This window comes from Bradyrhizobium sp. 76 (genome assembly GCF_023073025.1).
In the GTDB taxonomy this organism is placed as follows: domain Bacteria; phylum Pseudomonadota; class Alphaproteobacteria; order Rhizobiales; family Xanthobacteraceae; genus Bradyrhizobium.
The window spans coordinates 41,792-66,174 of the sequence record NZ_JADPIS010000102.1; the positions used below are offsets into that span (position 1 = coordinate 41,792).

Consider the following 24,383-nt stretch of genomic DNA (forward strand, 5'->3'; position numbering starts at 1 on the left):
AACCATGGCGAAGAACGGCAAGAGCGGCAGCAAATCCGTCACCGTCAAGCAGGCGACACTCGACCTGCTGCGCTCCTTCGGCATCAGACGCGTGTTCGGCAACCCCGGCTCGACCGAGCTGCCGTTCCTGAGCGACTGGCCCGACGACATCGACTACGTGCTCGCGCTTCAGGAAGCGTCCGCGGTCGGCATGGCCGACGGCTACGCGCAGGCGACGCGCAATGCCGGCTTCGTCAATCTGCATTCGGCCGCCGGCGTCGGCAACGCGCTCGGCAACATCTATACCGCGCATCGCAACCAGACGCCGCTGGTGATCACCGCGGGCCAGCAGGCGCGCTCGATCCTGCCGCTGCAGGCATTCCTGTATGCGGAGCGTGCGTCCGAATTCCCGCGGCCTTATGTGAAATACAGCGTCGAGCCGGCGCGGCCCGAGGACGTGCCGGCCGCCATCGCGCGCGCCTATTACACCGCGATGCAGCCGCCCTGCGGGCCGACTTTCGTCTCGATCCCGGTCGACGATTGGGCGCATGCGGCAGCTCCCATCGAAGCCCGCAAGGTCAGCCGCGAGATGGCGCCTGAGGCTGACGCGATGAAGGCGCTGGTCACCGCGCTCGGTTCAGCCAAGCACCCTGCCCTCGTCGTCGGCCCCGGTGTCGATCGTGCCGGCGCGGTCGACCTGATGGTGCGCGTGGCCGAGAAGGCCAGGGCCAGCGTATGGGTCAGCCCGTTTTCGGCGCGCTGCTCGTTCCCGGAACGCCATCCTCAGTTCGCGGGCTTCCTGCATGCCTCGCCGGCGCAATTGTCAGACGCGCTACGCGAGCACGACCTCGTCGTCGTGATCGGCGCGCCGGTGTTCACCTTTCACGTCGAAGGCCACGCCGCGATCTTCGATGGCGGCGCGACGATCTTTCAGATCACCGATGACGCGGATGCCGCAGCGGTGACGCCGGTCGGAACCAGCATCATCGCGACGATGAAGCCGGCGCTCGCGATGCTGCTCGACCTCTTGCCGGAGAGCAAGCGCGCAGCACCGAAGCGGCGAACGCTGCCGCCGGCGCCGCAGGCCGCCGATCCACTGCCGGTCGAATTCCTGCTGCATTCGCTGTCGCAGGCGATGCCGGACGGCGCGTCGCTGGTCGAGGAAATCCCCTCGCACCGGCCGGCGATGCAAAAGTTCATGCCGATGCGCGGCCAGGATAGTTTTTACACCATGGCGAGCGGAGGCCTCGGCTACTCGCTGCCGGCCGCGGTCGGCATGGCACTCGGCAAGCCGAACAGCCGCACGGTGTGCCTGATCGGCGACGGCTCGGCGATGTATTCGATCCAGGCACTCTGGACCGCCGTCCAGCGCAAGCTGCCACTCACCGTCATCGTCATCAACAATTCCGGCTACGGCGCGATGCGCTCGTTCAGCCAGGTGATGCAGGTGAGGAACGTGCCGGGACTGGAGCTGCCGGGGATCGATTTCGTCCGGCTCGCCGAGGGCATGGGTTGCCACGCGGTGCGGGTGAGCAAGGCGGCCGAGCTGGGCGAAGCGCTCAAGCGCGGGATGGCATTCGAAGGGACCAGCCTGGTCGAGGTGATCGTGGATTCGGCGGTGCCGGTGCTGTACGGGCAGAAGCATTAGGGGCGCACTGCGCTTCATGCCGTCGTCCTGGCGAAAGCCAGGACCCATTACCCCAGGGAGTAGTTTGGCGAAGACTTGTCGCTCGGTACTGCTACCACGGCAAGGTCGGTAGACCTCGCGGTATGGGTCCTGGCCTTCGCCAGGACGACACCGGAGGTCGTGGCGCGCCTCTTCCCTACGTCCCGAACTCGTCGCGCATCCTGGCCTGGATCTTGGCCATGCCGCCGATCCAGCGGTCGTAATTCTCGGTCTTCTTGCGCATGTAGCCGAGCACCTGCGGGTGCGGCAGGATCAGGAACGTCTCCTGTTCGAGGCCGGCGAGCACGTCCTTGGCGACCTGCTCGGGCGAGAGGTCGCCGTCGCCGGATTGCGGGCCCTTGGGAATCGAGCGCAGCATGTTGGTATCGACGCCCTGGGGGCAGAGGATCGAGACACGGATGTTGTGCGCCTTGTGAGAGATCGCGAGATTTTCGGCAAAGCCGACCGCGGCATGTTTGGTGGTGGAGTAAGCCGGACTGCCGACCTGCGACAGCAGTCCCGCGGCCGAGATCGTGTTGAGGAAATAGCCGCCGCCGCGCGCCTTCATGCGCGGGATCAGATGCCGCGCCGCATAGACATGCGCCATGACGTGGATAGCCCAGCTGCGCTGCCAAGGCTCGTCCGAGGCGCCGCCGGCATTGACCGACATCGGGTCGAAGCCGCCGCCGATGCCGGCATTGGAGCAGAACAATTCGATCGGGCCGAACTGCCGCTCGGTCTCCTCAATGACGTGGGAAATATCCTTTTCCTGCGCGACATCGCATTTGAAGGCCGCGCCATCCACCGTGGCTGCGACCGCCCGCGCATTGTCCGCGTCCATGTCGGCGACGACGACCTTGGCGGCACCAGCCTTGTGAAACGCCTCGCACAGCGCCTTGCCGATGCCGTTGGCGCCGCCCGTGACGACCACGACCTTGCCGGTCACCTGCATGCGACGTCTCCTCTTGTCTACCGTTTGGGCTTATTCCGCTTCGCGGAGCTTGCTCAGCTCAACACGAGGTCGAGCACCGCGGTATAATGGCACGCCGCGCCGGCCAAGACAAAGCCGTGCCAGATCGCATTCTGGAAGCGCAGCCGCCGCCAGGCATGGAAGATCACGCCAAAGCTGTAGAGCAGTCCACCCGCAAGGATGAAGCCCAGCACCAGCGCAGGCAGCGCCTTGACCACGGAATCGTAGAGCATGATGCCGCTCCAGCCCATCGCGAGGTAGATGCCGACCGCGACGCGGTCGAACCGCCCAGGGTAGAGAAGTTTCAGCACGATGCCGAGGAGTGCCACGCACCAGACGCCGGCGAGCAGCACCAGCGCGACCCCACTGTCCTTCACCTCCAGGATGAATGGCGTGTAGGTCGCCGCGATCAGGAGATAGATCGCCGAATGGTCGAAGCGCCGCAGCAGCCATTTGGCCGGCGAGACCGGCCAGAGATTATAGGTCGCCGACAACACCAGCATCGAGAGCAGGCCGGCGACGTAGATCGTGACGCCGACGATGTCGGTCGCGTCGGCAAAGAGCACCGTCAGCACCACCAGCACGGTCGCGGCAATGATGCCGCAGAGCACGCCGATCGCGTGGATCACGCCGTCTGCGATCAGCTCGGCGCGGTCGTAATGCCAGCCGACCGCGTCGGCGGCTGCGTGGACGGAGGAGGATGCGAGCTGTTTCAGTTGGAAGACGGTCATGGCAATCCGCAAGGTGAGACAATACCCTCTTGTATGGGTGTTTCGGGACCGGCGCGTCGTTCAAACGGGTGATTTGCCGACAAAGGAGGTGGAAGTATGAAGCTTGATTTTCCCCACGCAATTGCCACTTTTGTGATCGGTCACACATTTTCTGCCGCCGAGATCACTTAACGTTCAAATGGCATTCAGTTTCCAGGATATGGTCGAAGAAGCGCGGTTGTCGGCGAGGGCGCTGATCGACTATGGCGGGCACTTCTTCAACCCGACGGTGCGGCTCGGGGTCACAGGCCTGTCGCGGGCCGGCAAGACGGTGTTCATCACCGCGCTGATCCACGGTCTGACGCGCGGTGGGCGGTTTCCGGTATTCGAGGCCTATTCATCCGGGCGGATCGCGCGGGCGCATCTGGCGCCACAGCCGGACGACGCCGTGCCGCGCTTTGCCTATGAGAGCCATTTGCGCGCGCTGATCGAGGAGCGGCGCTGGCCGAGCTCGACTGTCGACATCAGCGAGCTCAGGCTCGTCATCGACTACCAGCGCCCGAACGGCGCCGACCGCACGCTGACGCTCGACATCGTCGACTATCCCGGCGAGTGGCTGCTCGACCTGCCGCTGCTTCAAAAGAGTTTTGAGCAATGGTCGGCCGAAAGCCTTGCGTTGTCGCGCGAGGCGCCGCGCGTCCATCTGGCCGCGGACTGGCACGCGCATCTCGCAACGCTCAAGCCCGAGGCGCGCGAGGACGAGCAGGCGACGCTCACGGCCGCAAAGCTCTTTAGGGGCTATTTGCAAGGCTGCCGCGACGAGCGGTTTGCGATGAGCCTGCTGCCGCCCGGCCGCTTCCTGATGCCGGGCAATCTCGCCGACACACCGGCGCTGACCTTTGCGCCGCTCGACGTGCCCGCGGGCGGCCAGGCGCCGGAGGGATCGCTGTGGGCGATGATGGTACGTCGCTACGAGGCCTACAAGGACGTCGTGGTGCGGCCGTTCTTCCGCGATCATTTTGCCCGGCTCGATCGCCAGATCGTGCTGGCCGACGCGCTCGCCGCGTTCAACGCCGGCCCCGAAGCGCTGCACGATCTCGAAGCCGCACTCGCGGGCATTCTCGACTGCTTCAACATCGGCCGCAGCACGATCCTCTCCGGCCTGTTCCGGCCGCGGATCGACCGCGTTCTGTTCGCGGCGACCAAGGCGGATCATCTGCATCATTCCAGCCATGACCGGCTCGAGGCCGTGCTGCGCCGCGCAGTCACCCACGCGGTTGCGCGCGCGGAAACTACCGGCGCTGCGATCGACGTCGTCGCGCTCGCCGCCGTCCGCGCCACGCGCGAGGCCCAGGTCGCGCATGGCCGTGACAAATTGCCGTCGATTTTGGGAACGCCGGCCGCGGGCGAAAGCGCCGGCGGCGAGTTCTTCGACGGTAACACCGAGGTGGCAACCTTTCCGGGCGACCTGCCGCTCGATCCCGAGCCGCTGTTCAACGGCACCGATGCGTTCCGCGGGCTCTCGACCGAGGCCGCCGACAGAAGCGATTTTCGCTTCCTGCGCTTCCGCCCGCCAAAGCTCGAACGCGAGGGCGCCGACCAGCCGGCGCTGCCTCACATCCGCCTCGACCGTGCCTTGCAGTTCCTGATCGGAGACAAATTGTCATGAACGACCGATCAAAGTCACGGCGGCCGGCAACCTTCCGGCTCGACGACCCCGGTGTTGTCGTCACCGAAGCCGACGAGACGACCCGGCTCGGCCGCACCACCATCCAGATCACGCCGGAGCCCGATCCGGCGAATTTGCCGGTGTCGATCGCAACGGCGCTTCCGGCGCGGCGCGGCTTTCCCTGGGGCACATTGTTCTGGTCCGGCGTTGCCGGGCTGACGCTGCTCGGGGTCGGACTCGGCGTCGTCCGTCTGATCGAGGATCTGTTTGCGCGCAGCGAAAGCCTCGGCTTCGTCGGACTGGCGCTTGCCTTCGTCACCGCGCTTGCGCTCGCGGTGGTGACCGGACGCGAGGCGTTCGGGCTGGCGCGGCTGGCAACGATCGAAAAGCTACATCAGCGCGCGGCCGCTGTTCTTGCCAGCGACGATCGCAAGGAGAGCCGAATCATCGTGCAGGATCTGCTCAAGATCGCACATCAGAACCCGCAGCTCGCGCGCGCCCGTGCCGCACTGGAGAGCCACGCCGGGGAGATCATCGACGGCGCCGACATGATCCGGCTCGCCGAGCGCGAATTGATGTCGCCGCTGGACATCGAGGCGCGGCGGCTGGTGTCGTCAGCCGCGCAGAAGGTCTCGATCGTCACGGCGGTCTCGCCGCGCGCGTTGATCGACGTGTTGTTCGTGTTCGTGGCGTCGCTGCGCCTGATCCGCCAGCTCGCTTTTCTCTATGGCGGCCGCCCCGGCGCACTCGGCATGATCCGCCTGCTCCGCCACGTCATCGCCCATCTCGCCATCACCGGCGGCATGGCGGCGAGCGACAGCCTGGTGCAGCAGATGCTCGGCCACGGCATTGCGGCGAAGCTGTCGCAGCGGCTGGGCGAAGGCATGCTGAATGGATTGCTGACGGCGCGGCTGGGCCTCGCCGCGATCGACGTCACCCGGCCGCTGCCGTTCGCGGCACTGCCGCCGCCGAAGCTGTCGGATCTCGCCACGGATCTGCTGCGGAAGAAGGAAGAGGAGGAGTAGCATTCTGTTTGCCGTCCCACGCTTGCGGGGAGACGAAAGCCAGCACGCGCCACTGGAACAGCGGCGAGTTCGTCGGCGGCGACAGCTCCGGCGTCCAGCCTGAGAGCTTCTCCAGCACATAATTGTCCATCACGAGACCGCGCCAGCGGCGTTCGACTTGACCAAGCGACTCGCGCCTGGCGGGGATGTTCTCCCACAGCGATGAGCGGTTGTCCGGCTCGCGTCCGACATAAATGCCGGCGTGGCCCTTGATCCGATCCATGCCGGGATCACGAAAGTCCTGGAAGCGGCCGCGCTCGTTGATCTCGATCACGGGCACGCGGCCCCTGAACAGCCAGCGCATCATGGCATAGGTGCGGTAGTCCGTCGTGGCGATCCAGGTCGCGCCGGTCTCGTCCAATGCGGCCTGTGCGCGCGCGGCGACCTGCTCGTAGCCGGATTCAGCGCCGACCGGATCGATCTTGCCGAGCAAATTCCAGGGCGCGGCGACGTAATAGAAGAACACGATGACGACAAAGGCGATGCCCGAGACCACTGCCGTGTTGGCCCAGAACAGCGACGCCCTGACCATCCGCGCCGATCTTCCTTCGCCCGACAGCATGGTGAGGTTGACAGCGGCGGCGGCGAAACCCACCGGCCACATGAACATCGGCCAGGTGTCGCCGACGCGGAGGGTCAGGGATTTCGCGAGGAAATAGAGAAACGGCACCAGGACCGCGGTCGACAACAAAATCGCGACCGGCTCGCGCGTGCGATAGCCGCGCCACGCCGTCATCACCACCCCCGCCAGCACCACCGGCAGCATGACGAAGCCGACCAGTCCGAATTGCAGGCCGATGTAGTCGCCGAAGGTGCGGAGCGAGATGCCGTAGCTGGTGGTGGCGCGCACGCCCTGAAAGCGGATCGCGGCCCAGTCGTGTTGCACGTTCCAGATCAGGACGGGCGAGAATACGGCGATTGCGATCAGGACCGCGAGATACGGATAGGGGCTGCGCAGCCAGCGCCAGCGCCAATCCGGCACCAGCAGAAAGGCGGCAACCGCTGGCGCGAACATGATCACGGTAAACTTCGACAACATCGCCAGCCCGGCGAACAGGCCGGCCGCGAGCCACCAGCGGCGATCGCCGCCCTGCGCAAGCCGCACCAGGCACCACATCATCGCCACCGCAAACGGGATCATGGCGACATCGGGCGCGACCTTGGCCATTAGCAGGCCGTAATAGAGCGCGGCCTCCGGCATCAGCACCGCGAGCACGACGGCGCGCACATCATGGGTGAGGCGGCGGACGATATCGGCGAGCAGGAGCTGCGTCACCAGCATCGCGACGATGCCGCCGAAGCGCACACCGAGCGAGGTGTCGCCGAAGATCGCGGTGCCGAACCGGATCAGCCAGGCGATGCCGGGGGGATGATCCAGGAAGCTGAGCGCCGTCTCCTGCGACCACGTCCAGTAATAGGCCTCGTCCGTACGCAGCTCGATGGCGGAGGCGTAGACCATGCGCAGCAGCGTCATCGCAGCAATGATCGCCGCGGCCATGACGAGCGGCCGGCGCGCCGCGCCTACGGGGGGCATCGTGATGTCGGGAGCTGTCGTCACGGCGGCGCTTTTCGCCAACCTGGGAGGGGGAGTCAATGTTGGGAACGGATCGACCTATTCCGCTGTCGCGATCCCAGCCCCGACGAGGAGACTGTTGGGTGGGCAAAGCGAAGCGTGCCCACCACACGTGCCGATTGGTGGGCACGGCGCCAAGGCGCCTTTGCCCGCCCTACGATTTCGTCACCCTGCCGCGGATGTGATCCCGCAAGCTGGCCATCCCCGGAATTAAACGCGACGCTAGCTGTTCTCCTTCATGAACTGATACAACAGAATCATGGCCGCAACCGCATCCTCACGATTTTCCGAGCTTTTCCGCGCCATCAGCGTGCGCCAGGTGCGGCTGGTCTGCGGCGTCATTCTGTTCGCCTATGTGGTCAGCCATTTCCTCAACCATGCGCTCGGCAACATCTCGGTCGATGCCATGGAGATCGGGGTCTACTACCACACGCTGTTCTGGCAGTTCCTGCCGGTTGCGATCACGTTCTACACGGCGGCGCTCACGCATATGGGGCTCGGCATCTATGCACTGTATCAGCGCCGGCAGTTCCGCTGGCGGACGGTCGAGCCGCTGCAGCTCGTGCTGGGCTTGAGCATCCCCGCGCTGGTCATGGGGCATGTGATCGGCGTGCGGCTCGGCCAGACGCTGTACGGGCACCAAAAGCTCTATCCGCAGGAACTCTATCTGTTCTTCGTCGCGTCGAACCGTATCTGGACGATGACGATCCTGCTTCTCATTGCCTGGGTGCACGGCTGCATCGGCATCTATTTCTGGCTTCGTCTCAAACCGTTCTTCACGCGCGCGGCGCCCTATCTGCTCGCGGCGGCCGTGCTGATCCCGACGCTGTCGCTGCTGGGTGTCTACCAGGGTGGCCGCAGCGTCGAGGTCGAGGCCGACGACGGGGAATGGCGGACGCACAATCTCACGCGCCGCCAGGTCGGCACGGCTGCCGAGGCCACGACGCTCGACCGCATCACCGGCGGCCTCACCGCCGGTTATCTCGGATTGCTCGCCTTGGCGCTGGCCGCACGCGGCGTGCGGGCCTTGCGCGAACGACGTGGTGGCATGATCGCGCTGTCCTACGGCAACGGCAAGACGGTGCGCGTCCCAAAGGGCCTCTCCGTGCTGGAGGCGAGCCTGCGCCACAATGTGCCGCATGCCAGCGTCTGCGGCGGCCGCGCCCGCTGCTCGACCTGTCGCATCCGCATCATCGGCGATCATGACGCCCTGCCCGAGCCGTCGCAGCGCGAGGCGTTCGTGCTCACCCGCGTCGGCACCAGCGACCCCTCGATCAGGCTCGCCTGCCAGCTGCGGCCGACGTCGGATCTCTCCTTCTTCCAGCTCTTCACCGCGCATACCCTGACGGCGAGCACACAGGCCTCGACGCCCGCCAGAATCGGCCAGGAGCGCTATCTCGTCAGCCTGTTCGTGGACATGCGCGGCTCGACGCAGCTGGCCGAGAAGCGGCTGCCGTTCGACACCGTGTTCATCGTCAACCGCTTCCTCGGCGCCGTGTCGCAGGCCGTGATCGAGAATGGCGGCCAGCCGAACCAGTTCGTCGGCGACGGCATGCTGGCGCTGTTCGGACTGAGCGCCGATCCGCAAGAGGCCTGCCGGCAGGCGCTGAAGGCCGCCGCTGGCATCGCCAGGCAAATCGACGATCTGAACGAGCTCCTGAGCCACGATCTGCGTCAGCCGATCCGGTTCGGCATCGGCATCCATGGCGGCGAGGTCATCATCGGCGACATCGGCTATCGCGATCACATCGTATTCACGGCGCTGGGCGATGCCGTCAACGTCGCGGCCCGCCTCCAGGACATGACCAAGACACTGGCCTGCGAAGCGATCGTCTCGGAGGAAGTCCGCCGCACCGCGGGCCTTGCCGACGATGCGCTGCCGCAGCAGGAGGTCGCGATCCGCGGCCGCGACGAACCGATGGCCGTGCGCGTCGTCGCGGACGCGAGGGCGCTGTCGGCACTCGTCGACCACGGCGAACGCGTCGCGGCGTAACACCGGCTTGCTGCAACGCAACGGCATGGGCCTGCTGCGAAAGCACGAATTGACTTCAACTGAGTCGTTGCGACAGATGAGTGCGAGATCGCGGTGATGACCGTGATCCACCGAGAAGCTCCGGGAGGAGACCACATGTTCGATCGACGCGACCTGCTCAAAGGAGCGGGCCTTGCCGCTGTTGCGACTGCACTGAACTCGACCAAAGCGCTGGCACTCGACACCGTCGCCCTGCCCTTCGCCAATGGCGAACGACCTTTGGTGAAATATCCGCAGAAGCGGCCGATGATCGGCCTGACCAGCCGCCCGCCGCAGCTCGAGACGCCATTCGCGGTCTTCAACGACGGCCCGATCACGCCGAATAACGCGTTCTTCGTGCGCTATCACCTTTCCGACCTGCCCTACAGTCTCGACCCCGACAAGTTCACCCTCGAGGTCAAGGGCAAGGTCGACAAGCCGCTCAAGCTGTCGCTGAAGGACATCAGGAAGATGAAGGCGACCGAGATCGTCGCCGTCAACCAGTGCTCCGGCAACAGCCGCGGCTTCCTGGATCCGCGGGTGGCCGGCGGCCAGCTCGCCAACGGCGCGATGGGCAATGCGCGCTGGCGCGGCGTGCCGCTGAAGGCGGTGCTGGCGATGGCGGGCGTGCAGAGCGGCGCCAAGCAGGTCACCTTCAACGGCATGGACGGTCCGGTCAGCGACAAGACGCCCGATTTCGTCAAGGCGCTCGATATCGATCACGCCAGCGACGGCGAGGTGATGCTCGCCTATGGCATGAACGGCGAGGACCTGCCGTTCCTCAACGGCTTTCCGCTGCGCCTGATCGTGCCCGGCTATTTCGGCACCTATTGGGTCAAGCACCTCAACGAGATCACCGTCATCGACAATGTCTATGACGGCTTCTGGATGAAGTCGGCCTATCGCATTCCGGACACGCCGAACAATGCGGTCGAGCCGGGCACCGCACCGAAGGCGACGATCCCGATCAACCGCTTCACCATCCGCTCCTTCATCACCAGCGTCCCCGACGGAGCCAAGCTGAAAGCAGGCGGCACGACGCTGCGCGGCATCGCCTTCGACGGCGGCAAGGGTATCAAGGAGGTCGCGGTCTCCACCGACGGCGGCAAGACCTGGACCGGCGCCAAGCTCGGCAAGGATCTCGGCAAATACTCATTCCGTGAATGGACGCTGCCGGTGAAGCTCGCGGCGGGCTCTCACGAGCTCAAGGTGCGCGCCACTGGCAATGGCGGCGAAACCCAGCCGGATACGCCGCGCTGGAATCCGGCGGGTTACTTGCGCAACGTCGTCGAAACCGTTCGCGTCACCGTGGCTTGAGGGGAATGATCATGCAGCGCACCGCTCTTCTCGCCATTTCGCTCGCGCTCGCCGCCGTGGTGGGTTCTGCACTTGCAGCACCGGTCAATTACAAGACCCCCGATGAGGTCGCGGCGTTCAAGCCCGGGCCCAATCTTGAAGTCGTGCAGGGCAATTGCAGCGCCTGCCACTCCGCCGACTACATCAACACGCAGCCGCCGATGAAGGACAAGAAAGGTTTCTGGCAGGCCGAGGTCACCAAGATGATCAAGGTCTATGGCGCGCCGATCGACGATGCCGATGTCGGCAAGATCGTCGATTATCTGGCCGCGACTTATTGACGGATGGCACGCGGCGCGCGGACCAAGTGACCGCGAAACGGGCAAATCCGGCAAAAACGCCGCGAAGTTGAGCGGAATTCGGCGAAAGGCGGATGTGGTTTGAGCTACCAAGCCAGCCACATTCCGCGTATCGTATTAGGACCGAACCGGCCGGTTGGCGGGGACTGGCGGTTCGCGATCTCGGAGGAAGACCCGCGGAGAAGTCGTGATGGCTAAAGGTACGGTCAAGTGGTTCAACCCGACGAAGGGTTATGGATTTATCCAGCCTGCGTCGGGCGGCAAGGATGTGTTCGTGCATATCTCGGCAGTGCAGAAAGCCGGTCTGTCGTCCCTGAACGAAGGACAGACGGTGGAATATGAAGAGATCGCAAACCGAGGCAAAAGCTCCGCAGAGAACCTCAAAGTATAAGCCCGGCGGCTTTCGCTAACTCCCGGATCGATCTGGGAGCCGGGCCAAGAAAATTTCAGAAGACGGTCAGTGCATTCGACGACAGGCGTTGCGATTGCACACGGAGAACTATTTGTCCCGCGAAGATCGCCCGTTCAACGCCACAGCAATGACAATCGCGACAGCACTTCGTTAGTCCACCGGCAATGGTGCGTCGCGCTTGATCTCTTCCATCACCGCATAGGTTCGCGTTTCGCGCACGCCGGGCATCGACAGCAAGGTCTCGCCGAGGAAGCGCCGATACGCGGTCATGTCTGCCAGCCGCGCCTTCACAAGATAGTCGAAGCCGCCGGCAACCATGTGACACTCCAGCACCTCGGGCGCGAGTTTCACCGCGCGGGCAAAACGCTCGAAATTATCAGGCGTGGTCTTGTCGAGCAGCACTTCGACGAACACCAGGAGCCCAAGGCCGAGCCGGTGCGGGTTGAGCCGCGCCCCATAGCCCTCGATAAAGCCCTCTCGCTGCAAACGCTTCAGCCGTTCGCCAATCGAGGTCGGCGACAGCCCGATGCGTTCCGCGAGCTCGACATTGGCGATTCGCCCGTCCTGCTGCAAAATCGAGAGGATCTTCCGGTCTGTTCGATCTAATTCCATGCTTTATGAGGCCAAATAGTTGCGAGGCTTCATTTCCTAAGCCAGATCAGCTAAATTGTCTATCGAGCTAAGGTAACGCCGGCATTATCCTGGATTGGAGCCACAGGACACGCCATGCCGAACATTCCGCCTCCCTTCTCCGCAACCTACACGCCCGATGATGCCGATATCGCCGCGCGCCTTTTGCCGTCTGCGCATCTCGGCCCGCCGCAGGAGGCGCGGATCGATCGCACCGCGACACGGCTGATCGAAGCCATCCGCAAGCGCGACGATCGGCTTGGCGGCGGTCTTGGCGGGGTAGAGGACATGCTGCGGGAGTTCGCGCTCTCGACCAAGGAAGGCCTCGCTTTGATGGTGCTGGCGGAGGCGCTGCTGCGCGTGCCGGACGCGCGCACCGCCGACCAGTTCATCGAGGACAAGCTCGGCGAGGGCGACTTCATCCACCACGAGACCAAATCCACGGCGTTCCTGGTCAACGCCTCGGCCTGGGCGTTGGGCCTCTCGGCGCGGGTGATCCAGCCCGGCGAGACGCCCGGCGGCACCATCGGCCGGCTGGTGAAGCGGCTGGGCGCACCGGCCGTGCGCACCGCCACGCGCCAGGCGATGCGGCTGATGGCCAATCATTTCGTGCTGGGGGAGACCATCGCGCAGGCCCTGGAGCGAGCCCGGCCGCGCTCCGGCGAGAGGGCGCGCTATTCCTTCGACATGCTCGGCGAAGGCGCCCGCACCGCCACCGACGCCAGGCGCTATTTCGACGCCTATGCCAGTGCCATCGAGACGATCGGCAAGGCGGCCGGCAACCATCCCCTGCCCGACCGGCCCGGCATCTCCGTCAAGCTCTCGGCGCTGCATCCGCGCTTCGAGGCGATCAGCCGCGACCGCGTGATGGCCGAGCTGGTGCCGCAACTGCTGGACCTGGCGCAGCGCGCCAAGGCCCATGATCTCAACTTCACCGTCGATGCCGAGGAAGCCGACCGGCTGGAATTGTCGCTCGACGTGATCGCGTCAACGCTCGCCGATCCCTCGCTTGCCGGTTGGGACGGATTTGGCCTCGCGATTCAGGCTTACCAGAAGCGCGCCGGCGACGTGATCGACTATGTCGATGCGCTCGCCCGCGCGCATCATCGCAAGCTGATGGTGCGGCTGGTCAAGGGCGCCTATTGGGACACCGAGATCAAGCGCGCGCAGGAGCGCGGGCTCGACGGCTATCCCGTGTTCACCCGCAAGGCGATGACGGATCTGAACTACGTCGCCTGCGCTCAAAAGCTGTTGAGTCTGCGGCCACGGATCTTCCCGCAATTCGCCACCCACAACGCGCTGAGCGTCGCGACCGTGCTGGAGCTTGCCGGCGTCAACGGCGGCTTCGAATTTCAGCGCCTGCATGGCATGGGCGAGGCGCTCTACGAGCAGCTCGCCAAGGATCACCCCGAAATCGCCTACCGCACCTACGCCCCGGTCGGCAGCCATCGCGACCTGCTCGCTTATCTGGTGCGGCGACTGTTGGAGAACGGAGCCAACTCCTCCTTCGTGGCACAGGCGTCCGATTACCGCGTGCCGGTTACGGCGCTGTTGCAACGCCCGGCGGATGCCGTCGTCCGGCCGCAGCAGGCGTCCCATCCGAAAATTCCGCTGCCGGGCGATCTGTTCGCGCCGGAACGGCGCAATTCGCGCGGCGTCGAATTCGGCGCGCGCGCCGCGCTCGAGCGGTTGCTGAGCGAGGTCAAGGCCGAGACGATCGACTTCAAACCTGTCACTGAGGCAAGGCCGGATCAGGCCAATGCGGCAGTGGCTGCAGCGCGCGCCGGCTTTGCCGCCTGGAGCCGGACACCCGCAGCCACGCGCGCGGCGGCGCTGGAGCAGGCAGCGCATCTTCTGGAGAACCGCGCGCCCCATTTTATCGCGCTGCTGCAACGCGAGGGCGGCAAGACGCTCGACGATGCGCTGTCGGAACTGCGCGAGGCCACCGACTTCTGCCGCTATTATGCCGCGCAGGGCCGCAAGCTATTCGGCAACGATGTGGCGATGCCGGGTCCGACCGGCGAAAGCAATGCACTGGCCATGCGCGGCCGCGGCGTCTTCGTCGCGATCTCGCCATGGAATTTTCCGTTGGCGATCTTCCTCGGCCAGGTCACGGCCGCGCTGATGGCCGGTAACAGCGTGGTGGCCAAGCCCGCGGAGCAGACCCCGCGCATCGCGGTCGAGGCGGTGCGGCTGCTGCACGAGGCCGGCATCCCCGCAACCGCGCTGCACCTCGTCGCCGGCGACGGCCGCGCCGGCGCCGCGCTGGCCGCGCACCCCGATATCGCCGGAATCGTCTTCACCGGCTCGACCGAGGTCGCGCGCAGCATCAACCGAGCGCTGGCTGCCAAGGACGGGCCAATCGTGCCGCTGATCGCGGAGACCGGCGGCATCAACACCATGATCGCGGATGCGACTGCGTTGCCGGAGCAGGTCGCAGACGATGTCGTCACCTCGGCGTTTCGTTCCGCCGGCCAGCGCTGCTCGGCGCTGCGGCTGCTGTTCGTGCAGGAGGACGTCGCCGACCGCATGATCGAGATGATCGCGGGCGCGGCGCGCGAGTTGAAGATCGGCGACCCCAGCGACGTCGCGACTCATATCGGCCCGGTGATCGATGGCGACGCCAAGCAGCGCCTCGATGCGCATATCGCACGAATGAAGAGAGAGGCGCGGCTGCACTTTGCCGGCACTGCGCCGAAGGGCTGCTTCGTGGCGCCGCATATTTTCGAGCTTGGGGATGCCGGCCAGCTGACCGAGGAGGTGTTCGGCCCGATCCTCCACGTCGTGCGCTACCCTGCCGAAAATCTCGAACACGTCCTGCAAGCCATCGAGCGCACCGGCTACGGGCTGACGCTCGGCATCCATTCCCGCATCGACGACACCATCGAGGCGATCGTCGACCGCGTCCAGATCGGCAACATCTACGTCAACCGCAACATGATCGGCGCCGTGGTCGGCGTGCAACCGTTCGGCGGCAACGGCCTGTCCGGAACCGGCCCGAAAGCCGGCGGCCCGCACTACCTCGCGCGCTTTGCGACCGAGCAGACCGTGACGATCAACACCGCAGCAGCCGGCGGCAACGCTGCCCTGCTCGCAGGGGATGAGTGAGGCGCGGCGAGGAGCGTTGCATCCCGCCGAAACATCGGTCTAATGCTGCCCGTGACGTGGCCCTCGCCAATTCCAGCGCGCGGGAAACAACCCGAGCGAGGGAGCAATTCCGCGATGGAAAAGGGCATTTTTGCAGGGCTCAAGGTGCTGGATTGCGCGAGCTTCATCGCAGCGCCAGCGGCCGCGACCGTGCTGTCGGATTTCGGCGCCGACGTCGTCAAGATCGAACCGCCCGGTGCCGGCGATCCCTACCGCAACCTGCCCAACATTCCGGGCTATCCGACCAGCGAGCACAATTTCGCCTGGCTGCTGGAGGCCCGCAACAAGAAGAGCATCGCGCTCGACCTCGCAAAGCCGGAGGCGCAGGCCGTGCTCTACAAGCTCGTGGAAGAGGCCGACGTCTTCATCACCAACATGCCGCCGCCGGTGCGCACCAAGCTCGGCATCACCTACGACCACCTCGCCCATCTCAATCATCGCCTGATCTACGCCTCCTTCACCGGCTATGGCGAAAAGGGCGAAGAGGCCAACAAGCCCGGCTTCGACAGCAACGCCTATTGGGCACGCTCCGGCCTGATGGACCTCGTCCGCGCCGACACCGACACGACGCCGGCCCGCTCGGTCGCCGGCATGGGCGACCATCCCTGCGCCATGGCGTTCTACGGCGCCATCGTCACCGCGCTGTACCAGCGCGAGAAGACCGGCAAGGGCTCGCATGTCGCCTCCAATTTGATGGCAAACGGCGTGTGGGCTGCGAGCGTGCTGGCGCAGGCAACGCTCTGCGGCGCCAAGTTCGCCGAGCGGCGGCCGCGCGAACGCGCGTTGAACGCGGTCGCCAACCACTATCAGTGCAAGGACGGTCGCTGGCTGATCCTGTCGCTGCTGAGCGAGGAGAAGCAGTTTCCGACGCTGGCCAGGTGTCTCGGCCGCGAAGACCTCATCACCGATCCGCGTTTCGCTACCAAACCCGACCGCCACGCCCGCTCCGTCGAGCTGATCAAGATCTTTGACGAGACCTTCGCGACCAGGGATCTCGCCGAATGGCGCAAGATCCTCGACGGCAACGGGCTGGTGTTCGGCATCGTCGGCATCCTGGACGACATCCCGAACGACAAGCAGATGCTCGACAACGAGGTGCTGGTGCCGTTCGAGAACGACACCATGCTCACCATCTCCAGCCCGATCTGGATCGACGGCGCCAAGAAAGTGCAGCCGCGCAAGCCGCCCGGCGTCGGCGAGCACAGTGACGAGATTTTGCGCGGCGCGGGATACGACGAGGCCGCGATCAAGCAGCTGCGGTCGCAGGGGGCGGTGGGGTAGGCAATACGCTGCCACAACCCCGTCATTGCGAGCGCAGCGAAGCAATCCAGAATCCCGCCGCGGACGCATTGCTGGATTGCTTCGCTACGCTCGCAATGACGATGTCAGGAGATCGCGGTATAATAGTCGGCAAAGTAATCGCGAGGTCCCATGCCCAGCTACCGCCTGCACTACTTCCCCGAATCCGGCAACAGCTACAAGCTGGCGCTGATGCTGACGCTTTGCGGCGAGAGGTTCGAGCCGGTCTGGACCGACTTTGCCGGCGGCGTCACGCGCACGCCGAAATGGCGCAAGAGCGTGAACGAGATGGGCGAGATTCCCGTGCTCGAAGTCGACGGTGTGAAGATGACGCAGACCGCGCCTCTCCTGCTCAAGCTTGCCGAGCAGTACGGGCGTTTCGGTGCCGAGACCGAGGAGGAAAAGTTCGAGCTGCTGCGCTGGCTGTTCTGGGACAACCACAAGCTCACCGGCTACATGGCGACCTACCGCTTCATGCGCGCCTTCACGCAAAGCAACGATCCGCAGGTGCTGAAACACTTTCGCAGGCGGCTCGAAGACTTCCTCGGCATTCTCGACGGCCATCTCCAGCACAATGAATTCGCGATCGGCACCAGGCCGACCGTCGCGGACATCTCGATGATGGCCTATCTGCACTATCCGAGCGACGAGCACGGCTTCGATTTCGCGGAAAGCTATCCCGCCATCCACGCCTGGCTTGGCCGCATGGCGGCACTGCCCAGGTGGAAGCCGGCCTACGAGCTGCTGCCCGGCAAGCGGATGACGAACTACGCGAAGTGAGCGCGCCGACTACTTCAGCGCCAGCCAGCCGAGCGTGAACAGGATTCCACCGATGATGACGACGACCGTGACAGCCCAGGTGCTGACGCGGATGCTGCCGGTGACCTGCTTGGCCTCTTCATTCTGCGCGATCTCGCGATTGCGCTCCTTGTTGGCTTCGCTGGAGTCCGTCATGGGTCATCCAAACCGGTTGTGGGCTTTATCTTGCGCGTGATCTTCGGAAAACCGCTGCACACTTTGCGCTGGCGCGGCCCTCCGGGTCCGGATCACGCGCTAACGCGTCTTGATGAAGCACATGCCGATGCGGCGCGAGGCCGCGGCAGCCTGACAGGTCAATCCTTTAGCACAGTTCCATGACGTAAAACTCCGGTCGGCCGATCCCGATCCCGCATTTTCCAGGGAACAATGCGCGCCCCAGCCGTCCTGATATTCGGTCCCGGCCAGCTCAGTGCTGCCGCGGGTCTGCGGCCGGCTGGCAAATCCGCGTGAGAAATCAGGACGTTTGCCTCCGGCCATCGCGGTCAGGATGTCGCGGCGGCGGACCTGGTCGCCAAGAAAATGCGGCGAAGCCGGCACGATGGTCGCATTGGACGGCTTGTCCGCGAGCCAATCGACGCCGGGGAAATGAAAGCCGCCGATGCCGCGGGTCTGGTGGCACCCGGCGCAGGTGACGTCATTGAGGCGGCGCTGGAAGCCCGCGACCGAGCGGACGTTCTGCAGATCGATGCCACGCGCCGCAGCCTGCTTCAGCGCACCAACCACGTCGTTGTCGGAGAAGACCGGCTCGCCTTGTCCCTCTCCGTTGCCCTCCCCTTGCATCATCCCGAACTCCGGCTGCAACGGAGAAGCATCGAGGCCGGCGGGCGTCGGCACGATTGCAGCCTTGGCCAGGAATTTCTCCGGGATCAGCACCGTCCCGCGATCGAAGTCGCGAAGATGGTCGGGCGCAAGCAGCCAATCCCTGAAGTCGCGCCGGAGATCATTGTCGGCGAGAATGCGGTCGCGGTCGATCTGGTTCTCCAGCGTCGATTCCGCGAACGTCTTCGAGACGGCGTCGTACTTGAACACCTTGAGCAGATAGTCGGAGCGGAAATCGTGCAGCGCCGATTTCGCTGCAACCGAGATCTGAACGTTGGTCTCGATGCGATCGAGCATCGCATCGTAAGGGAAGAAGTCGCCGCCGATCAGCCCCTGCCAGTCGCCATTGCCGAGCCAGCGTCGCGCGACCTCGGCACAGGTGATCGGCTTGCCGTTCCCGTCCATCTGGCGCGCGTCGCGCGCCTTCATCACCAGATTGAGCGTCATCGGCAGCCGCGTGGCTGTCCTGCCGCTATCCGGCTTGGTCTCGAAACGCGCGAGACGATAGATCAGCCTGATCTCGCCGCAGGAGTCTTCCGAGACATAGGCCCGGTCCATGCGGTTGACGATGCCGGCCAGCACGAAACGGGTGTCGCGGGATTTCAGATTGGCGCGATCGAACAATTGTACGTCGAAGCCCTCGCCGACGCCGATGGTCTCGGTCGGATACGCCGCCTTCTGCCGCGCGACGTAGCGGTCGATCTCGGCGTCGATTGCGGGGCGAATTTCCTTGAGCTGCGACAGCCACGAAAACATCAGATCGGTCGTCAGGGGAAAGTTCGCGTTCCGCTCCGGCCACAACAGGCGCGAGATCGTGAATGCGTCGTGCTCGTCGAGCTCGCGCAGGAGATCGGGATCGGTGATCGCCGTGCCGCGCGCCAATTGCGCGTTCTCCGCGGCCAATGACGACACGATGCCGCCGAAAAATACGGCAGTAGCAACGAGAATTCGCGAGGCGCGGCTCATGCCTCAGGTAACACCGCGCCGGGACGACTATTCAAGCAAAAAGGCGCTTCACCTGGTGGTGAAGCGCCTCTTCGAAAGTCGGATGATGAGCGGCTCAGCGCGCGACGATCAGCCCTTTGCTGGTGACGACCACCCAGCGGCCGTCCTGGCGGCGGATCGCATCGACACGGCCAACCCCTGGGATGGGGTCACCGGCATAAACCTCGTAGAGCCCACCGCGGCCCTCGACCAGTGCACCACCGTTGGAGACGTCGCGCAGCACCCAGCCTTCGACCGTCGGCAGCCTGCCGACCTCGGTCTTGGGTGCGGCGGGAGCCGGCGCAGCTGCTGCGGTCGCAACCTGGGCCGGAGCGATCGAGCCGGTGGTCTCACGGGCCGGCACGGCGGCTGCGGCCTGGGCGGGCGCCGCCGGCGGAGTGGCACGGAGCTTGTCGACGGTCTCGGACAGCTTCGCGATTTTGGCCATCGGCTCGGCTTGCGCCTTCTCGAGCTTGTCGAGGCGGTCGTTGGTCCGGTTGAACTGGCCGAGGCCGGTCTTGGAGGTGTGCTCGACATTGGCCTTGAGCGCGACGACATCGGCATCGATCCGGGCGACCGAGGATTCCAGCGCGCTGGTGTCGGCGACCTGTGCCGGCGCGGGGCTTGCGAAGTGCATCATCCCTGCGGTCGCGAGCGCGCCGCTGATGGCGCCGACACTGGCCGCAATCGCCACCACCGCGGCCATCGCCGACAGGCGGCGCTTGCCGCCGGTCTCGCGCGGCTCGTCCGCCTTCACATGCGGCGCAAACTCCTCGCCGCCCCAAGACCGCTCCGCGGGTGCCATGACGATGAGCTTGCCGGGCTTTGGCTCGGACCTGGTTTCTGGCTTGGGCTCGGCTTTGGTTTCGAACTTCGGCGTCTCGATCCTCGATGCCTCGATTTTTGGGGGCTCGACCTTGATTGGATCGGGCTTGACCGGATCAGGCTTCGGCGGCGTCTCGTGGTCGGGGGCAATCGAGGGGGCCTCGATGCCGGCAGCAGCCTCGATGGCCTGCGGCACGGTCGCTGCGGCTACGACGACGCCAGTATCCTGGGCGGCCTGCTCGGGCATTGGTTCGCTCACGGCTCAAATACTCCAGTCTCGGTTGACCTTTTGGTAACTTTCATTGCTTGCGAATTCCTTACCTGCGGACCCGCTTACCAAAATTTTAGGAACTCATCCGGGGCCGAATTGGGCCGGGAAAGTGGAACCGGTGTGACGGCGTGCAACAAATCGTCAGCCGATGCTGCCCTGCGGTAGGGCACGCTCCCGCCAGAACAGGCTGTTTGCCCGCCCCTGTTACCCCGCTAACATGACTGCCTGTCAGCCAGAACGGCTGCAGAGGCCCTTGGGGGGTGTCATGACGATCGAGAAGTGCATCAACGAGTTTGGCGTCGATGACATCATCTTCGAGGAAGGCTCGACCGGCCGCGAGCTGTACGTTGTCCTCGACGGGGAGGTCGAGATCGCCAAGTTCAGCGGCGCCAGCAAGACCAGCATCATCAAACTCGGCAAGGGCGAATTCTTCGGCGAGATGGCCGTGATCGACGGCTCCGCACGTTCGGCGACCGCGATCGCGGCGGCGCCGAACACGAAGGTGATGAGAGTCAACCACGCCCGCTTCGTCTATCTCGTCAGCCAGCAGCCGGCGTTTGCGCTGATGGTGATGGATGCGCTGTCGAAGCGCCTGCGCGCCGCCAACGCGGTCAGCTACCGGGCGGCCCAATCATGAGCGACGGCAAGCCGACGGCCTTTCCGGTCCTGATGAAGAACGACACCTGCTCGCTGATCCAGGCGGCGGACGACGTCTACCAGATCCGTTTCTCCAATCGCGCCGCCAATGTCTATCTCGTGCGCGGCTCGGCGCGGACCATCCTGATCGATACCGGGCTGTCCTCGAACTATGCGGCGATGGTCGAATGCCTGAACTTCGTCGGCTGCCCGCCGGAGAAGATCGACATGGTGGTGCTCAGCCACGAGCATCTCGACCATATCGGCGCGGCCTGGCACTTCAACGAGCGCCGCACCTTCGTCGCCGCCCATCGCCTCGCCGCCAACAAGATCATGCTGCGCGACGACTTCTCGATGCTGCGAAAGATGTTCAACGAGCCGAACGTGCCTGTTAATATCGACATCTGGCTCGAGGAGGGCAATCTGATCGACCTCGGCAATTTCCGTCTCAACGTGATGCACACGCCCGGCCACACCTCGGCCTGCATCACGCTGTTCGACCAGGACAAGGGGCTGTTGTTCGCCGCCGATACGCTCATGCCCGGCGGCGTGATGGGCGGCGTGTTCGGCTCGGGAAGCATCGCCGACTACATCGAATCGCTGGAGCGGCTGAAGGGGCTGGACTCGAAGATCCTGCTGTCTGGGCACGGGCGCCTGTCGGACACACCGCAGCAAGACGTCCGCATCGCGATTGCTAGGTCGCATGGATTGCTGGACGACACCGCGCAACTGTTCGACGCGCTTGATGCGCGCTCGAACTTCGAGCCGATCATGCAGTCGGTGCGGGATCTGAACAAGCTGGATGATTAGGTGGGCTGGCGGCTGCGTGTGACTCTTTGCGGAAGAAGCACGGCGCTTCAGCATCGTCATTGCGAGCGCAGCGAAGCAATCCAGAGTCCCACGGAGGAGACAGTCTGGATTGCTTCGCTACGCTCGCAATGACGGAGTGTAGGGTTACCAGCCGGGACTACATCACCACCGGCGCATCCGGCAACTCGTTCGCATGCGGGCCCTGCGGCGGGAAATGCTTTGCCAGCTCGCGGGACACCGCCTCGATCCCGCCGATCACGCCGCGCTCGAATTGCCCTGACCTGAACTCCGCCTCCATCGCGCGGCAGATGCTCTCCCAGCCCTCGGCGCCAACCTTCGCATCGATACCGCGATCGGCGATGATCTCGACATCGCGGTCGGCGAGCAGGAGATAGATCAGGACGCCGTTGTTGTGTGCGGTGTCCCAGATGCGCAGCTGCGAGAACACGTCGAGCGCCCGCTCGCGCGCCGGCTGATTGCGAAACAGCGGGCCGCCATCGAGCGCGCCTTCGATCACGAACCGCACCTGGCCGGAATGCATGGCTTCGCCACGCTTGATCGCCTGCTCGATGCGGTCGAGCACGTCTTTCGGAAACACCTGCTTGGCACGCCAATGATGCTGGAGCAGATGCCGGGTGATGCGCCTGATGCTCATGACCTACCAGCTCCCCGAAGCACCGCCGCCGCCAAAGCTGCCGCCACCGCCGCTGAAGCCGCCGCTCGACGACGACCCGCTGCTCCAGCCGCCGGATGACGAGCCGCTCGACCACGAGCCGCGACGCGAGGATCCCGTGCCCGATCCCGCCCCAAACAGATCGGCAATAAACGTCAGAACAGCGCCGAGCAAACCGACACCTAGTCCAATGATCGCAGAGCCGATCACGAACCAGGCGATGACACCAACGATCGCTCCGGTTATCCCCGAACCGAACAGCCGCCCGAACATGGAGCGCAGGGTACCGCCGATGACCAGCGGGCCGAACAGCAGAAAGAAAAAGAGCGGCTCGATGTCGTTCCAATCGCCGAAATTCACGCTCCGCGAGGGCGTCGGCAGCGGCTCGCCATCGATGACGCGGATCATGCGATCGACGCCCGCCGTGATGCCGCCGGCGAAATCGCCACTCCTGAATTTCGGCGTGATGGCTTCGTCGATGATGCGCCGCGACGTGACGTCGGTGAGCGAGCCCTCGAGGCCGTAACCGACCTCAATGCGGAGGTGCCGGTCGTTCTTGGCCACCACGAGGATGGCGCCGTCGTCGACCTTCTTGCGTCCGATCTTCCAGGCCTCCGCAACGCGGATCGCGAACTGCTCGATGGTCTCCGGATCCGTCGTCGGCACGATCAGGACGACGAGCTGGCTGCCTTTGCGGGTCTCGAAGTCCTGCAGCTTTTGCGACAGCGCGGCGATGTCGCCGCTGGAGAGCGTGCCGGTCTGATCGACCAAGCGGCCGGTGAGCTGGGGTATGGCGACATCGGCTGAGGCGGGAAGCGCAAAGGTGAACAGGAGCGCGACCGTGATGGCAACACGCCACCACACACTCGCTGTCATCGCCCGGCTCGACCGGGCGATCCAGTATTCCAGAGACGCCAGCGGGATATGGTGAAGCCGCGGCGTACTGGATTTCCCGCTTTCGCGGGGAATGACAGTGGTGGGTGGGGTATGCATCGGGGTCGAAGGCACTTACTTCGATGGCGCCGGATTGAAATCGACCTTCGGTGCGGTCGAGATTTCCTTCTCGTTCGCGACCGAGAAGTTCGGCTTCTCCTTGTAGCCGAACACCATCGCGGTGACATTGCTCGGGAACGAACGGATGGTGACGTTATAGTCCTGCACCGCCTTGATGTAGCGGTTGCGCGCCACCGTGATGCGGTTCTCGGTGCCCTCGAGCTGCGACATCAGATCCTTGAACAGCGCGTCCGACTTGAGCTGCGGGTAGTTCTCGGTGACCACGAGCAGCCGGGACAGCGCGCCGGAGAGCTCGCCCTGGGCCGCCTGGAATTTCTGGAATGCGGCGGGATCGTTCAGCACCTCGGGCGTCGCCTGGATGCTGCCGACCTTGGCGCGAGCATTGGTGACGCCAAGCAGCACGTCCTTCTCCTGCTGCGCAAAACCCTTCACCGAGTTGACGAGGTTGGGCACGAGATCGGCGCGGCGCTGATACTGGTTCACGACCTCGGACCAGTTGGCCTTGATCTGCTCGTCCTCGCTCTGGATCGCGTTATAGCCGCAATTGGTGAGGCTCAACGAGGCCAGCGCCGCCAGCACGGTCAGGATCTTGCGCATCAAATTTCTCCCGGTGGAATCGGGCGCAAGCTACCAGATTGCGCGCGCGAGATGCCAGACATCTTGCGTCCCGGCCGTGGCCTGTGAAAAGCAGCCGATGTACGCAAGCCTCTTGCTTAATCCCGGCTGTAATAGTCAACTTGAGGGAAC

22 protein-coding genes are annotated in these 24,383 nt (G+C 64.8%); 12 read left to right on the forward strand and 10 right to left on the reverse strand.

Translation table 11 applies throughout. The annotated features are described in order from the left end of the window. The first annotated feature begins 4 nt into the window (after nt 1–4). Nucleotides 5–1,627: a benzoylformate decarboxylase gene (gene mdlC, locus IVB48_RS24080; RefSeq protein ID WP_247403616.1), complete on the forward strand. Its 1,623-nt coding sequence runs from the start codon at nt 5–7 to the stop codon at nt 1,625–1,627. A gap of 175 nt (nt 1,628–1,802) precedes the next feature. Here the strand turns inward: mdlC and IVB48_RS24085 are convergent, their stop codons facing one another. Further along, on the reverse strand, nt 1,803–2,597 hold the full coding sequence (locus tag IVB48_RS24085) for an SDR family oxidoreductase (RefSeq protein ID WP_247358072.1): 795 nt from the start codon (nt 2,595–2,597) through the stop codon (nt 1,803–1,805). Nucleotides 2,598–2,650: 53 nt separating this feature from the next. Then, nucleotides 2,651–3,346 (reverse strand): hemolysin III family protein, encoded by a 696-nt coding sequence (locus IVB48_RS24090; RefSeq protein WP_027565229.1) that lies wholly within the window; start codon nt 3,344–3,346, stop codon nt 2,651–2,653. Nucleotides 3,347–3,524: 178 nt separating this feature from the next. Here IVB48_RS24090 and IVB48_RS24095 point away from each other — a divergent pair, with 178 nt between their 5' ends. Further along, nucleotides 3,525–4,994 carry a YcjX family protein gene (locus IVB48_RS24095; protein ID WP_027565230.1) on the forward strand — a complete coding sequence of 490 codons (1,470 nt, stop codon included), beginning with the start codon at nt 3,525–3,527 and terminating at the stop codon, nt 4,992–4,994. After that, complete coding sequence (locus IVB48_RS24100) at nt 4,991–6,019, forward strand: TIGR01620 family protein (protein ID WP_247403618.1); 1,029 nt, start codon at nt 4,991–4,993, stop codon at nt 6,017–6,019. The genes IVB48_RS24095 and IVB48_RS24100 overlap by 4 nt, the downstream gene beginning before the upstream one ends. Here IVB48_RS24100 and IVB48_RS24105 read toward each other — a convergent pair. Continuing rightward, nucleotides 5,928–7,592 carry a glycosyltransferase family 39 protein gene (locus IVB48_RS24105; RefSeq protein WP_247404356.1) on the reverse strand — a complete coding sequence of 555 codons (1,665 nt, stop codon included), beginning with the start codon at nt 7,590–7,592 and terminating at the stop codon, nt 5,928–5,930. The two genes, IVB48_RS24100 and IVB48_RS24105, sit on opposite strands and share 92 nt — an antisense overlap. Before the next feature lie 298 nt (nt 7,593–7,890). Between IVB48_RS24105 and IVB48_RS24110 the strand changes: the two genes are divergently transcribed. The 4 genes from IVB48_RS24110 (at nt 7,891) to IVB48_RS24125 (ending at nt 11,688) form a co-directional block, all read left to right on the forward strand. Further along, complete coding sequence (locus IVB48_RS24110; RefSeq protein ID WP_247403619.1) at nt 7,891–9,624, forward strand: adenylate/guanylate cyclase domain-containing protein; 1,734 nt, start codon at nt 7,891–7,893, stop codon at nt 9,622–9,624. 135 nt (nt 9,625–9,759) lie between these two features. Further along, nucleotides 9,760–10,959: a molybdopterin-dependent oxidoreductase gene (locus IVB48_RS24115; protein WP_247403621.1), complete on the forward strand. Its 1,200-nt coding sequence runs from the start codon at nt 9,760–9,762 to the stop codon at nt 10,957–10,959. An 11-nt stretch (nt 10,960–10,970) separates the two neighbouring features. After that, on the forward strand, nt 10,971–11,279 hold the full coding sequence (locus IVB48_RS24120) for a sulfite:cytochrome C oxidoreductase subunit B (protein ID WP_027565235.1): 309 nt from the start codon (nt 10,971–10,973) through the stop codon (nt 11,277–11,279). A gap of 208 nt (nt 11,280–11,487) precedes the next feature. Continuing rightward, nucleotides 11,488–11,688 (forward strand): cold shock domain-containing protein, encoded by a 201-nt coding sequence (locus tag IVB48_RS24125; RefSeq protein WP_007596519.1) that lies wholly within the window; start codon nt 11,488–11,490, stop codon nt 11,686–11,688. 171 nt (nt 11,689–11,859) lie between these two features. Here IVB48_RS24125 and IVB48_RS24130 read toward each other — a convergent pair whose 3' ends face one another. Then, a complete protein-coding gene (locus IVB48_RS24130) occupies nt 11,860–12,321 on the reverse strand; it encodes an Lrp/AsnC ligand binding domain-containing protein (RefSeq protein ID WP_007596520.1) in 462 nt (153 codons plus the stop codon). A 114-nt stretch (nt 12,322–12,435) separates the two neighbouring features. Between IVB48_RS24130 and putA the strand changes: the two genes are divergently transcribed. The 3 genes from putA (at nt 12,436) to IVB48_RS24145 (ending at nt 17,565) form a co-directional block, all read left to right on the forward strand. Beyond that, nucleotides 12,436–15,447 carry a bifunctional proline dehydrogenase/L-glutamate gamma-semialdehyde dehydrogenase PutA gene (gene putA / locus IVB48_RS24135; protein ID WP_247403623.1) on the forward strand — a complete coding sequence of 1,004 codons (3,012 nt, stop codon included), beginning with the start codon at nt 12,436–12,438 and terminating at the stop codon, nt 15,445–15,447. A 114-nt stretch (nt 15,448–15,561) separates the two neighbouring features. Next, nucleotides 15,562–16,767, forward strand: coding sequence for a CoA transferase (locus IVB48_RS24140; protein ID WP_247403625.1), 1,206 nt, complete (start codon nt 15,562–15,564; stop codon nt 16,765–16,767). A 150-nt stretch (nt 16,768–16,917) separates the two neighbouring features. Then, on the forward strand, nt 16,918–17,565 hold the full coding sequence (locus IVB48_RS24145; protein ID WP_247403628.1) for a glutathione S-transferase family protein: 648 nt from the start codon (nt 16,918–16,920) through the stop codon (nt 17,563–17,565). A gap of 9 nt (nt 17,566–17,574) precedes the next feature. Here the strand turns inward: IVB48_RS24145 and IVB48_RS24150 are convergent, their stop codons facing one another. From IVB48_RS24150 to IVB48_RS24160, 3 genes are all read right to left on the reverse strand, one after another. Continuing rightward, on the reverse strand, nt 17,575–17,739 hold the full coding sequence (locus tag IVB48_RS24150; RefSeq protein WP_197031092.1) for a hypothetical protein: 165 nt from the start codon (nt 17,737–17,739) through the stop codon (nt 17,575–17,577). 99 nt (nt 17,740–17,838) lie between these two features. Continuing rightward, a complete protein-coding gene (locus tag IVB48_RS24155) occupies nt 17,839–19,389 on the reverse strand; it encodes a hypothetical protein (protein ID WP_247403631.1) in 1,551 nt (516 codons plus the stop codon). 94 nt (nt 19,390–19,483) lie between these two features. Continuing rightward, nucleotides 19,484–20,479: a hypothetical protein gene (locus IVB48_RS24160; protein WP_247404358.1), complete on the reverse strand. Its 996-nt coding sequence runs from the start codon at nt 20,477–20,479 to the stop codon at nt 19,484–19,486. 289 nt (nt 20,480–20,768) lie between these two features. Here IVB48_RS24160 and IVB48_RS24165 point away from each other — a divergent pair, with 289 nt between their 5' ends. Both IVB48_RS24165 and IVB48_RS24170 read left to right on the forward strand, forming a co-directional pair. After that, nucleotides 20,769–21,140 carry a Crp/Fnr family transcriptional regulator gene (locus IVB48_RS24165; RefSeq protein ID WP_027520234.1) on the forward strand — a complete coding sequence of 124 codons (372 nt, stop codon included), beginning with the start codon at nt 20,769–20,771 and terminating at the stop codon, nt 21,138–21,140. After that, nucleotides 21,137–21,949, forward strand: a complete 813-nt coding sequence (locus IVB48_RS24170; protein WP_247282469.1) for an MBL fold metallo-hydrolase — start codon at nt 21,137–21,139, stop codon at nt 21,947–21,949. Before IVB48_RS24165 ends, IVB48_RS24170 begins: the two co-directional genes overlap by 4 nt. A gap of 157 nt (nt 21,950–22,106) precedes the next feature. Here IVB48_RS24170 and IVB48_RS24175 read toward each other — a convergent pair whose 3' ends face one another. The 3 genes from IVB48_RS24175 to IVB48_RS24185 all read right to left on the reverse strand — a co-directional run bounded on the left by IVB48_RS24175 (nt 22,107) and on the right by IVB48_RS24185 (nt 24,233). Continuing rightward, nucleotides 22,107–22,604: a TPM domain-containing protein gene (locus tag IVB48_RS24175; RefSeq protein WP_247403634.1), complete on the reverse strand. Its 498-nt coding sequence runs from the start codon at nt 22,602–22,604 to the stop codon at nt 22,107–22,109. A gap of 3 nt (nt 22,605–22,607) precedes the next feature. After that, nucleotides 22,608–23,498, reverse strand: coding sequence for a YgcG family protein (locus tag IVB48_RS24180; RefSeq protein WP_247403637.1), 891 nt, complete (start codon nt 23,496–23,498; stop codon nt 22,608–22,610). 132 nt (nt 23,499–23,630) lie between these two features. After that, complete coding sequence (locus IVB48_RS24185; protein ID WP_027565244.1) at nt 23,631–24,233, reverse strand: LemA family protein; 603 nt, start codon at nt 24,231–24,233, stop codon at nt 23,631–23,633. Between the last annotated feature and the right edge of the window lie 150 nt (nt 24,234–24,383).

Coding starts and splice junctions, on each gene's coding strand:
- IVB48_RS24185 (WP_027565244.1), bottom strand. CDS start 24,233: ATGCGCAAGATCCTGACCGTGCTGGCGGCGCTGGCCTCGTTGAGCCTC.
- IVB48_RS24095 (WP_027565230.1), top strand. CDS start 3,525: ATGGCATTCAGTTTCCAGGATATGGTCGAAGAAGCGCGGTTGTCGGCG.
- IVB48_RS24085 (WP_247358072.1), bottom strand. CDS start 2,597: ATGCAGGTGACCGGCAAGGTCGTGGTCGTCACGGGCGGCGCCAACGGC.
- IVB48_RS24125 (WP_007596519.1), top strand. CDS start 11,488: ATGGCTAAAGGTACGGTCAAGTGGTTCAACCCGACGAAGGGTTATGGA.
- IVB48_RS24165 (WP_027520234.1), top strand. CDS start 20,769: ATGACGATCGAGAAGTGCATCAACGAGTTTGGCGTCGATGACATCATC.
- IVB48_RS24170 (WP_247282469.1), top strand. CDS start 21,137: ATGAGCGACGGCAAGCCGACGGCCTTTCCGGTCCTGATGAAGAACGAC.
- IVB48_RS24175 (WP_247403634.1), bottom strand. CDS start 22,604: ATGAGCATCAGGCGCATCACCCGGCATCTGCTCCAGCATCATTGGCGT.
- putA (WP_247403623.1), top strand. CDS start 12,436: ATGCCGAACATTCCGCCTCCCTTCTCCGCAACCTACACGCCCGATGAT.
- IVB48_RS24120 (WP_027565235.1), top strand. CDS start 10,971: ATGCAGCGCACCGCTCTTCTCGCCATTTCGCTCGCGCTCGCCGCCGTG.
- IVB48_RS24155 (WP_247403631.1), bottom strand. CDS start 19,389: ATGAGCCGCGCCTCGCGAATTCTCGTTGCTACTGCCGTATTTTTCGGC.
- IVB48_RS24100 (WP_247403618.1), top strand. CDS start 4,991: ATGAACGACCGATCAAAGTCACGGCGGCCGGCAACCTTCCGGCTCGAC.
- IVB48_RS24160 (WP_247404358.1), bottom strand. CDS start 20,479: ATGCCCGAGCAGGCCGCCCAGGATACTGGCGTCGTCGTAGCCGCAGCG.
- IVB48_RS24180 (WP_247403637.1), bottom strand. CDS start 23,498: ATGACAGCGAGTGTGTGGTGGCGTGTTGCCATCACGGTCGCGCTCCTG.
- IVB48_RS24090 (WP_027565229.1), bottom strand. CDS start 3,346: ATGACCGTCTTCCAACTGAAACAGCTCGCATCCTCCTCCGTCCACGCA.
- IVB48_RS24130 (WP_007596520.1), bottom strand. CDS start 12,321: ATGGAATTAGATCGAACAGACCGGAAGATCCTCTCGATTTTGCAGCAG.
- IVB48_RS24110 (WP_247403619.1), top strand. CDS start 7,891: ATGGCCGCAACCGCATCCTCACGATTTTCCGAGCTTTTCCGCGCCATC.
- IVB48_RS24150 (WP_197031092.1), bottom strand. CDS start 17,739: ATGACGGACTCCAGCGAAGCCAACAAGGAGCGCAATCGCGAGATCGCG.
- IVB48_RS24105 (WP_247404356.1), bottom strand. CDS start 7,592: ATGCCCCCCGTAGGCGCGGCGCGCCGGCCGCTCGTCATGGCCGCGGCG.
- IVB48_RS24145 (WP_247403628.1), top strand. CDS start 16,918: ATGCCCAGCTACCGCCTGCACTACTTCCCCGAATCCGGCAACAGCTAC.
- IVB48_RS24115 (WP_247403621.1), top strand. CDS start 9,760: ATGTTCGATCGACGCGACCTGCTCAAAGGAGCGGGCCTTGCCGCTGTT.
- IVB48_RS24140 (WP_247403625.1), top strand. CDS start 15,562: ATGGAAAAGGGCATTTTTGCAGGGCTCAAGGTGCTGGATTGCGCGAGC.
- mdlC (WP_247403616.1), top strand. CDS start 5: ATGGCGAAGAACGGCAAGAGCGGCAGCAAATCCGTCACCGTCAAGCAG.